Origin of the sequence: Sphingomonas sp., assembly GCF_051962185.1 — a bacterium.
Lineage (GTDB): Bacteria > Pseudomonadota > Alphaproteobacteria > Sphingomonadales > Sphingomonadaceae > Sphingomonas.
This window is the reverse complement of sequence record NZ_JBQCCN010000147.1, coordinates 31,801-41,795: the sequence shown is the minus strand read 5'-3', so window position 1 is coordinate 41,795 and position 9,995 is coordinate 31,801. Positions and strand designations below refer to the sequence as shown.

9 protein-coding genes are annotated in these 9,995 nt (G+C 67.8%); 6 read left to right on the top strand and 3 right to left on the bottom strand.

The features are described 5' to 3' along the window. The first annotated feature begins 224 nt into the window (after nt 1-224). The 3 genes from gyrB (at nt 225) to ACTHJR_RS09335 (ending at nt 4,280) form a co-directional block, all read left to right on the top strand. A complete protein-coding gene (gene gyrB, locus ACTHJR_RS09345; protein ID WP_440522877.1) occupies nt 225-2,711 on the top strand; it encodes a DNA topoisomerase (ATP-hydrolyzing) subunit B in 2,487 nt (828 codons plus the stop codon). 88 nt (nt 2,712-2,799) lie between these two features. Beyond that, nucleotides 2,800-3,543, top strand: a complete 744-nt coding sequence (locus ACTHJR_RS09340; RefSeq protein WP_440522876.1) for a class I SAM-dependent methyltransferase — start codon at nt 2,800-2,802, stop codon at nt 3,541-3,543. Continuing rightward, a complete protein-coding gene (locus tag ACTHJR_RS09335) occupies nt 3,543-4,280 on the top strand; it encodes a class I SAM-dependent methyltransferase (protein WP_440522880.1) in 738 nt (245 codons plus the stop codon). The genes ACTHJR_RS09340 and ACTHJR_RS09335 overlap by 1 nt, the downstream gene beginning before the upstream one ends. A 131-nt stretch (nt 4,281-4,411) precedes the next feature. Here ACTHJR_RS09335 and ACTHJR_RS09330 read toward each other — a convergent pair whose 3' ends face one another. Continuing rightward, nucleotides 4,412-5,398 carry an NAD(P)H-dependent glycerol-3-phosphate dehydrogenase gene (locus ACTHJR_RS09330; protein WP_440522875.1) on the bottom strand — a complete coding sequence of 329 codons (987 nt, stop codon included), beginning with the start codon at nt 5,396-5,398 and terminating at the stop codon, nt 4,412-4,414. Beyond that, on the bottom strand, nt 5,395-6,423 hold the full coding sequence (gene tsaD / locus ACTHJR_RS09325; RefSeq protein ID WP_440522874.1) for a tRNA (adenosine(37)-N6)-threonylcarbamoyltransferase complex transferase subunit TsaD: 1,029 nt from the start codon (nt 6,421-6,423) through the stop codon (nt 5,395-5,397). The genes ACTHJR_RS09330 and tsaD overlap by 4 nt, the downstream gene beginning before the upstream one ends. 253 nt (nt 6,424-6,676) lie before the next feature. Between tsaD and hemC the strand changes: the two genes are divergently transcribed. From hemC to ACTHJR_RS09310, 3 genes are read left to right on the top strand one after another with little or no spacing between them, the layout of a single operon-like run. Then, nucleotides 6,677-7,579: a hydroxymethylbilane synthase gene (hemC, locus tag ACTHJR_RS09320; protein WP_440522873.1), complete on the top strand. Its 903-nt coding sequence runs from the start codon at nt 6,677-6,679 to the stop codon at nt 7,577-7,579. Further along, nucleotides 7,576-8,250, top strand: a complete 675-nt coding sequence (locus ACTHJR_RS09315) for a uroporphyrinogen-III synthase (protein WP_440522872.1) — start codon at nt 7,576-7,578, stop codon at nt 8,248-8,250. The genes hemC and ACTHJR_RS09315 overlap by 4 nt, the downstream gene beginning before the upstream one ends. Nucleotides 8,251-8,281: 31 nt before the next feature. After that, on the top strand, nt 8,282-9,109 hold the full coding sequence (locus ACTHJR_RS09310) for a hypothetical protein (RefSeq protein ID WP_440522871.1): 828 nt from the start codon (nt 8,282-8,284) through the stop codon (nt 9,107-9,109). Nucleotides 9,110-9,171: 62 nt separating this feature from the next. On the opposite strand, the gene ACTHJR_RS09305 is transcribed toward ACTHJR_RS09310, so the two are convergent. Then, nucleotides 9,172-9,957 carry a DUF72 domain-containing protein gene (locus ACTHJR_RS09305; RefSeq protein ID WP_440522870.1) on the bottom strand — a complete coding sequence of 262 codons (786 nt, stop codon included), beginning with the start codon at nt 9,955-9,957 and terminating at the stop codon, nt 9,172-9,174. Between the last annotated feature and the right edge of the window lie 38 nt (nt 9,958-9,995).

Here is a 9,995-nt window from a genome sequence, read left to right as displayed (position 1 = left end):
TATCGCCCGATCCGCGACGGCAGCGTCGGCGCAGCGATGGCGAACGCGGTCTGTACGTCGACCCTGCCGCCCGACATCAGCATCGACGCGGTCGGTGGCGGCCAGACGATGAACCAGCGAGTCAGGGAACGCTGAAACCACGGCGATCCGGTCCCGGATCGACTCGCCGGAAAGCCGTGCGCGACTCGCCCATTTCGCTTCCGTTTACGGGGGCGACTCCCTATATGCTCGCTATGGCAACACCCCCGCAGAATTCAGAATATGGCGCCGAGTCGATCAAGGTGCTCAAAGGCCTCGACGCCGTCCGCAAGCGCCCCGGCATGTATATCGGCGATACCGACGACGGATCGGGTCTCCACCACATGGTGTTCGAGGTCTCCGACAACGCGATCGACGAGGCGTTGGCCGGTCATTGCGACCGCATCGACATTGCGCTGAACCCGGATGGATCGGTCAGCGTCACCGACAACGGCCGCGGCATTCCGACCGGCATCCACCCCGAGGAAGGCGTGTCGGCGGCCGAGGTCATCATGACCCAGCTCCATGCCGGGGGTAAGTTCGAGAACACGTCTGACGACAATGCCTATAAGGTTTCGGGCGGCCTGCACGGCGTCGGCGTGTCGGTGGTCAATGCGCTCAGCGAATGGCTCGACCTGACGATCTGGCGCGACGGCGAGGAGCATTACATGCGCTTCGCCCATGGCGATGCCGTCGCTCCGCTCAAGGTCGTCGGCAAGGCCGAAGGCAAGAAGGGCACCCGCGTCACCTTCCTGCCGAGCCCGGCCACGTTCAAGATCACCGAATTCGACTTCGAGAAGCTCGAGCATCGCTATCGCGAGCTCGCCTTCCTCAATTCGGGCGTGCGACTGTTCCTGACCGACGCGCGGCATGAGGACGTCAAGACGATCGAACTCTATTACGAAGGCGGCATCGCCGCGTTCGTGAAGTGGCTCGACCGCACCAAGACGCCGCTGTTCCCCGATCCGATCGCGATCTCCGGCCAGCGCGAAGATATCGGCATCGACGTCGCGCTCGAGTGGAACGACTCCTATTACGAGAACGTCCTATGCTTCACCAACAACATCCCGCAGCGTGACGGCGGCACCCATCTCGCCGCGTTCCGCTCGGCGCTGACCCGCACGATCAACAATTACGCCGAGAAATCGGGGCTGATGAAGAAGGAGAAGGTCACGCTCCAGGGCGACGACATGCGCGAGGGGCTGACCGCGATCGTCTCCGTGAAGCTGCCCGACCCCAAGTTCAGCTCGCAGACCAAGGACAAGCTCGTCTCGTCCGAGGTGCGCCAACCGCTCGAAAGCCTGCTCGCCGACAAGATGGCCGAGTGGCTGGAAGAGAATCCGGCCAATGCGCGTCAGATCATCCAGAAGATCATCGACGCCGCCGCCGCGCGCGAAGCCGCGCGCAAGGCGCGCGAGGCGAGCCGCAAGTCGGTACTGGGCATCGCCAGCTTGCCGGGCAAGCTTGCCGATTGCCAGGAGAAGGATCCGGCCAAGTCGGAGCTGTTCCTGGTCGAGGGCGATTCGGCCGGCGGCTCGGCCAAACAGGGCCGCGACCGCCATTTCCAGGCGATCCTGCCGCTGCGCGGAAAGATCCTCAACGTCGAGCGCGCGCGGTTCGACCGCATGCTGTCGTCGAAGGAGATCGGCACGCTGATCCAGGCGATGGGCACCGGCATCGGGCGCGACGACTTCAACCTGGAAAAGCTGCGCTACCACAAGATCGTCATCATGACCGACGCCGATGTCGACGGCGCGCACATCCGCACCTTGCTGCTGACCTTCTTCTATCGCCAGATGCCCGAGATCATCGAGGCCGGACACCTCTACATCGCGCAGCCGCCGCTCTACAAAGCGACGCGCGGGCGCTCGGAAGTGTATCTCAAGGACGAGGCCGCGCTCGACGAATATCTGGTCGAAGCCGGCGTCGCGGCGAGCGCGCTGGAGAGCATCGGCGGGGGCGACGCGCTGCGTCATCTGGTCGAACATGCCCGCCGCATGCGGACGCTGATGCGCTTCGTTCCGCGGCGCTACGATCCGGTGATCATCGAAGGCCTCGCACTCGGTCGCGTGCTCGATCCCGAAGCGAGCAGCGCTGAGCGCGCCGAGCGGCTGGCGACGGCGACCGCGCGGCTCGACGCGGGCGATCCCGAGGCGACCTGGTCGGCACGTGTCACCGGCGAAGGTTCGCTTCATTTCGAGCGGTTGTGGCGCGGCGTCACCGACCATCACATCATCGAGGCGGCGTTCCTGACCTCGGCCGAGGGGCGCAAGCTCCACGCGCTGGCCGCCGAACAGGCCGACGCTTATGCCGCGCCGACTAAATTGGTCCCGAACAAGGGCGCAACGGCGGCCGAGGAGGCCGTCGAGACCGACGAGGACGGCGAGGAGCTGCCGGTCACCGTCGGCAAGGGCGAGGCGCTGATCGCGCGGCCGTCGCAATTGCTCGAGGCCGTCCTGGCGGCGGGGCGCAAGGGCCTGTCGATCCAGCGCTACAAGGGGCTGGGCGAGATGAATCCCGAGCAATTGTGGGAAACCACGCTCGATCCGACCAACCGCTCGATGCTCAAGGTCGCGGTCGACCAGGCCGACGTCGCCGACGAGATCTTCACCCGATTGATGGGCGACGTGGTCGAGCCGCGCCGCGAATTCATCCAGGAGAATGCGCTGAACGTCGCCAATTTGGACGTGTGACGCGCCGCGGGCATTGAACCGCCGCCGCGCCGATCTAGATCAAGGGCGTAACGATTGTCACTGAACCATGGTCACGGGGAGAGGGTCGATGCGCTTTGGAATCCTGTTGGCGGCGGCTGCCGCGGTCGCGGTGCCGGTCGGCGTGATGGCGAAATCGGACGGATCGCCGACGATCGCCAAGGCATTGGCCGATCCCGCGCGTGCCGATCAGGCCAATGACGACGCCCGGCGCCAGGCGGCCGCCGTGGTCGCATTCTCGGGCGTGAAGCCCGGCTGGCGGGTGGTCGATTACCTGCCGGGCCAGGGCTATTGGACGCGCATCTTCACCGGCGTGGTCGGCCCGGCCGGCCATGTCTATGCGCTGTGGCCGAGCGTCGCGGGCGCCGGCGCCAACGCCACGATCGACGCGATGAACGGACGCAAGCTGGGCAACGTCACCGCCGCGCGCGACCCGGCGATGATCACGCTCGACAAGCCGGCGGACCTGGTCTGGACCGTCCAGAATTATCACGACATCTCCAATGGCGGCCGCGGAGAGGCGGCGCTCAACGCGTTCAACGCCGCGGTGTTCAAGGCGCTCAAGCCCGGCGGCACCTATGTCGTGATCGACCATGTCGCTCCCGCGGGCAGCGGCCTTTCCGATACCGAGACGCTGCACCGGATCGACCCGGCGATCGTCAAGAAGGAAGTGCTCGCCGCCGGCTTCACCTTCGCCGGCGAGTCCAAAGTCCTGGCCAATCCCAAGGACGATCACAGCCTCAAGGTGTTCGACCCCGCGATCCGCGGCCATACCGACCAGTTCGTCTACAAGTTCCGGAAGCCGCTCAAGTGATGCGGGCCGGGCTGGCGGTGCTGATGGGCATCGCGATGCTGGGCGGCTGCACGGCCAAATGGGATACCGGCAACACGGCGACCGCCGACACCCGGCTGGCGCGCGACGTCGCGGCGGATGCGCGCCGTCACGGCCCGGAGATCGCGGCGTTCGCCGGGCTGAAGGCGGGCGACAAGGTCATCGACCTGATCCCGGGCGGCGGCTATTGGACGCGCACCTTCGCGCGGATCGTCGGGCCGACCGGGCATGTCTACGGCATCTGGGCCGAGCCCTACGCGCATGAAGCGGCGAGCGATGTCAAAACTTATGCCGCGCTCGCCGGCAGCCCGGCCTTCGCCAATGTGTCGGCGAGCACCCAGCCGGCGACCAGCCTGGCCGTGCCGGAGAAGGTCGACCTGGTCTTCACTTCGCAAAACTATCACGATTATCCCGACAAATTCATGGGCCCGACCGATCCCGCCTTGCTCAACAAGGCGGCGTTCGACGCGCTCAAGCCGGGCGGCATCTATCTGATTATCGACCATGTCGCGGCCGCGGGATCGGGACTGCGCGACACCGACACGCTGCACCGGATCGATCCCGAGATCGTCCGCAAGCAGGTCACCGCGGCGGGATTTGTGTTCGCCGGAGAATCGAAATTGCTGGCCAATCCGCAGGACGATCACAGCAAGCCGGTGTTCGACAAGGCGATCCGCGGGCACACTGACCAATTTATCTATAAGTTTCGGAAGCCCTGAACCCTCCAACCCTGCACCGTCAACCCGGCCTTGTGCCGGGGTCTGCCTGGCCCCGCGTCATGGACAAGGGGCTCAATGGCATGACGGGTAGCACGGCGGATCCCGGCACAAGGCCGGGATGACGTACTGGGTTAGCCCCGTTCGTCACGGAGAGGGCGGGACAGAAGGGCGCCGATGACGTCACCGACCGGCGCACCGTCGAGCAACGCGCAGACCGCTTCCGACACCGGCATGTCGATCCCCGCCTCTGCCGCCGCTTCGCGCAACACCGGCGCGGTGAACGCGCCTTCGGCCACGGTGCGGCGATCCGCGAGCAACTCGCGCGCCGAACGCCCCTCGCCCAGCCCGACGCCGAGCGAGAAATTGCGGCTGCTGGTCGAGGAACAGGTCAGGACGAGGTCACCGAGCCCCGACAGTCCCGCCATGGTTTCCGCTCGCGCCCCGCGCGCCAGCCCGAACCGCGTCATCTCGGCGAACCCGCGCGCGATCAAGGCGGCGCGCGCATTCTGGCCGAGCCCGGCACCCTCGACCACGCCGCAGGCGATCGCCAGCACATTCTTGACAGCGCCGCCGATCTCCGCGCCGATGGCGTCGTCCGAGGCATAGATACGGAAGGTGGGTCGGCCGATTAACTCGGCAAGATAGCCGGCAAGATCTAGGTCATCGGCAGCCAACGTAACCGCCGTTGGCAATCCGGCGGCAACTTCGTGCGCGAAAGTAGGTCCGGACAATACCGCGATCGGAGAACCGTCTACTTCTTCGGATGCAACCTCATGGAGCAATTTGAAGCTGCCCGCTTCGATGCCCTTGGAACACAGGACCAGTGGTTGCCCATGGCAAGGCATGTCGGCGAGCACAGAACGCATATGTTGTGCCGGCGTAACCACCAGCACCACCTCCGCCTCGCCGACCCAAGTGATATCGTCGGTTGCCTCGATACGCGGAGAGAGATCAATGTTCGGCAAGAAAAGCGAATTTTGGCGCGTTCCGTTGATCGCACCGATCACTTCCGGTTCGCGCGCCCACAGCCGCACGTCACGACCGGCCGAGGCCGCGACTTGTGCCAACGCCGTGCCCCACGCCCCGCCACCAACGACACCAACCGCCTTGCTACTCATGCCTTCACTCCCGCGCCGCGCACCTTTTCCGCGTCCGGGTCGAGCGGCCAGCGCGGGCGCGCGGCGATGTCGAGCGGATCGGTGAAGCCCGCGGCGAAACGCTCGGCGCCGGCCCAGGCGATCATCGCGGCATTGTCGGTGCACAGCCATTGCGGCGGCACGCTGAACGGCAAGGCATAGTCGCCAGCGAGCGATTCGAGCGCCGCGCGCACCGCGCCGTTCGCGGCGACCCCGCCCGCGACCACCAGCGCCGTCGCGTCGGTATCGCCCAATTGACGTCGCGTGCGGTCGACGAGGCAATCGACCGCCGCCTGCTGAAAGCTCGCGGCGATGTCCTCGACCCGCCATTGCCCGGTCTCGTGCGCGCGCAGCACCGCGCTCTTCAATCCAGCGAAGGAGAAATGCGGCTCGGCCGAGCCGACCAACGGACGCGGCAGCGGTACCACGTCCCTGCCCTGCGCCGCCGCGCGCTCGACGGCGGGACCGCCGGGAAAGCCGAGCCCGAGGATCTTGGCCGTCTTGTCGAACGCCTCCCCGGCCGCGTCGTCGATCGTGGTGGCGAGACGACGATAGCGCCCGACGCCCTCGACCAGCAGCAATTGGCAATGCCCGCCCGAGACGAGCAGCAGCAGGTAGGGGAAATCGAGATCGGGATCGGCGAGCCGCGGGCTCAGCGCATGGCCCTCGAGATGATTGACCGCGACCAGCGGCTTGCCCGCCGCGTGGGCGAGCGCCTTGCCGGTGACCAGCCCGACCATCACCCCGCCGATCAGCCCGGGGCCGGCGGTCGCGGCGATCGCGTCTACGTCCGCCAGCGTCAAGCCTGCCTCGGCCAATGCCGCCTCGATCAGCGGCTCGAGCGCCTCGACATGCGCGCGCGCGGCGATCTCTGGCACGACGCCGCCAAAGGGGCGGTGCGCGGCTTCCTGTCCGGCCAGCTTGTGCGCCAGGATGCGCCGGTCGCCGGTCACCAGCGCCGCCGCGGTCTCGTCGCACGAGGATTCGAGGCCAAGGATCAGAGTCATCGGATTGCCCTACACCGTTCGGGTTGGACTTGTCGAAGGCATGCCATGGGGAATGATCTAGGGTGCCAGACAGTTCACATCCACGTCATCCCCGCGAAAGCGGGGACCCATCTCCGACGCGATCGGCAAACCACTTCGACCGTAAGGTGGGATAGGGCATGAGATGGGTCCCCGCTTTCGCGGGGACGACGATAGAGTTCGGCGCAGTGTCATCCCTTCGACACGACCGAAACGACCCGCTAGAGGCTGGGCTATGACCATCCTCAAGCTCGGCACGCGTGGATCGCCGCTGGCCCTTATCCAGGCCGATATGGTGAAGGACACGCTGTTCGCCGCGCACGGCATCGCGTGCGAGATCCACGTCATCAAGACCACCGGCGACCGCGTGCAGGACCGCGCGCTGGCCGAAATCGGCGGCAAGGCGTTGTGGACCAAGGAACTCGATCGCGCCTTGCTCGATGGCGAGATCGACGCGGCGGTGCATTCGATGAAGGATGTCGAGACGATCCGGCCCGACACGATCACTATCGCGGCGATGCTCGAACGCGCCGATGTCCGCGACCGGCTGGTCGGCGTCGACAGCCTGGCGGCGATCCGCCACGGCGGGGTGGTCGGCACCAGCAGCCCACGGCGCAGCGCCCAGGTGCGGCGCGCCCGGCCGGACCTGTCGGTGGTGCTGTTCCGCGGCAACGTCGACACGCGGCTGGCCAAGCTGGCGGCGGGCGAGGCCGATGCCACCTTGCTCGCCGCGGCGGGCCTCGCACGACTGGGTCGCGACGATGTCGGCGTGCCGATCGCGATCGAGGAGATGCTGCCCGCCCCGGCGCAAGGCGCAGTGGGGATCGAATGCCGCGCCGATGACGCCATGACGCGAGGCTTGCTCGCTGCGATCGACCACCAGGCGACCAGCCGAGCCGTGCGCTGCGAGCGCGCGTTCCTGGCGGCGCTCGGCGCGACTTGCCATTCGCCGGTCGGGGCGCTGGCGATGACCGACGGCGATACGCTGACGCTGCGCGGCGAATTGTTCTCCGAAGACGGCGCCGAGCATGTCGCCGGCGACGCCGCCGGCCTCGACGGCGAGGCTCTGGCGCGCGACCTGGCGACCGCTTTGCTTGAGCGTGCGACCCCGGCGGTGCGCGCGGGGTTCGGCGGATGACGCGCCCGCTCGCGGTGCTGCGCCCCGAGCCGGGCAACGCCGCGACCGTCGCCCGGATCGAGGCGCTCGGGCTGGCCGCGATCCGGCTGCCGCTGTTCGAGGTGCGGGCGCTCGACTGGGCAACGCCCGATCCCGCGCGGTTCGACGCTCTCCTGCTGACCAGCGCCAATACCGTGCGTCACGCCGGGTCGGGGCTCGCGGCGCTGGCACAGCTTCCCGTTCACGCCGTCGGCGAAGCGACCGCTACGGCCGCGCGCGGGGCGGGCCTCGACGTCGTCGCGGTCGGGGCACGAGACGGCGCCGCCTTGCTCGCGACCGCCGCCGAGCGCGGCGTGCGGCGCGCCTTGCTGCTCGGCGGGCGCCATCGCGCGGTCGACAACCATCCGATCATCGCCGCGACGATCGCGGTCTATGCCAGCGAGCCGATCGCCATCGCGGTCGCGGCGATCGATCGACTCGCGGGATCGGTGGCATTGCTCCATTCGCCGCGCGCCGCGCGCCGCGTCGCCGAGCTGGCCGGTCGCGCCGGGCTCGACCGCCGCAGAGTGCGGCTCGCGGCGATCAGCGCGGCGGCCGCCGAGGCGGCGGGTGGCGGCTGGGACCGGGTCGCCGTTGCCGGCACGCCGGAGGATGCCGCACTGATCGATCTCGCCCGCACGCTGGCCGATTGACCGCTTCCACGTCGCGACGGATAAGGGCGCCATGACCGACATCGCGCCAAGCCCGCCGGAACAGAACCGGCAGCTGACCTTGACCGCGACCGCCGGGATCGCACTCGCCACGTTCGTCGTCGGCCTGCTGATCGCGGGATTGATCGCGTGGCGCCTGATGCCGGCATCGCCCGCGCCGCAACCCCAGACGGCAGCCCCGGCCGCGACCAAGGTCATCGTCGCCCCGCCCGTCGCGACCGATCCCGCCTCCCTGTCGGCGCGCCAGCAGATGCTCGCCGCCGAGCTTACCGCGCTCGAACAGCGGACCGCGGCGGTGACCGGAGAGGCCGCCAATTCCTACGGCAATGCGACGCGTGCCGAAGGGCTGATGATCGCCTTCGCGTCGCGCCGCGCGATCGATCGCGGGCTGGGCCTGGGCTATCTCGAACAGCAATTGAAGGACCGGTTCGGCGCTACCCGGCCCAATGAGGTCGCCGCGATCATCGACGCGGGGCGCCATCCGATCACGGTCGAGGACCTGCGGCTGGGACTAGACCAGATCGGGTCGCAACTCGCATTGGGGCCGGCGGGTGACGGTTGGGGCGGATCGTTCCTGCGCATGCTCGGCAGCCTGGTGGTGATTCATCCGCGCACCGCGCTGTCGCCAGTGCCGGGCGAACGGCTGGCACGGATCCGCCGCCTGCTCGCACAGGAACAGGTCGAGGCCGCGGTCGAGGAAGTGAAGCGCCTGCCCGGCGCGGCGCAATCCAAGGCGTGGCTCGACGGCGCCAATCGTTATGTCGCGACGCGTCGCGCGCTCGACACGCTCGAGGCCGCGGCGTTGCAGGGCAATACGGCAGCGGCGCCGGCCAAGCCCTGACGACAGAATTCGTCCCGTCATCGCCGCGAAAGCGGAGACGACGGCTTGGGGTCGGGAGAATCCTACAACCGCGCGATCAAAGCCTGCGCCGCGGCGGGCGCGCGGACCTTGGCGCCGTTGATCATGAAGACGAAGGTGTCGCGCGGCCGCTTCGGCGCGGGGTCGGCGACATAAGGCAGTCCGTCGGGCGACCCGCCCGCCGCCCAGTCCTTCGCCACCGCCACCCAGCGGTCGAGCGCGGCGGCGGAATAGCCCTGCGGCTCTTCCTCCACCGCATTCTCCAGCCGGGCATAGACAAAATCGGCGGTGACGTCGGCGATCGCCGGATAGTCGGCCGATTCGGCATAGATGATCGCGACGCCGGCCTGGCGACACAGGTCGACGAAGGCGGGAACATGGAAGCTGTCGTGCCGCACTTGCACCGCGTGGCGCAATGCGACGCCCCCGTGACTGGCGGGCAGCAGCTTGAGGAAGGCGCCGAAATCGTCGGGGTCGAATTTCTTGGTCGCCATGAACTGCCACAGGATCGGGCCGAGTTTCGGTCCCAGCTCGACTATGCCCTGGCCGACGAAGCGGGCGATCGATTCGCCGCCTTCGGCCAGCACCTTGCGATTGGTGCAGAAACGCGACGCCTTGACCGTGAAGACGAAGTCGTCTGGCACGACTTCTCGCCAGCCGGCGAAGGTGGCCGGCTTGAACCCCGAATAATAGGTGCCGTTGATCTCGATCGCGGTCAGCTGGCGCGAGGCATATTCGAGCTCGCGCTTGTGCGGCCATTTGTCCGGAAAGAAGGTCCCCCGCCAGGGTTCGTAGGTCCAGCCGCCGATGCCGACTCGTATCTTTGTCATGCCCGATGGATAAACCCAGGTCGCATCGACATTCAAAT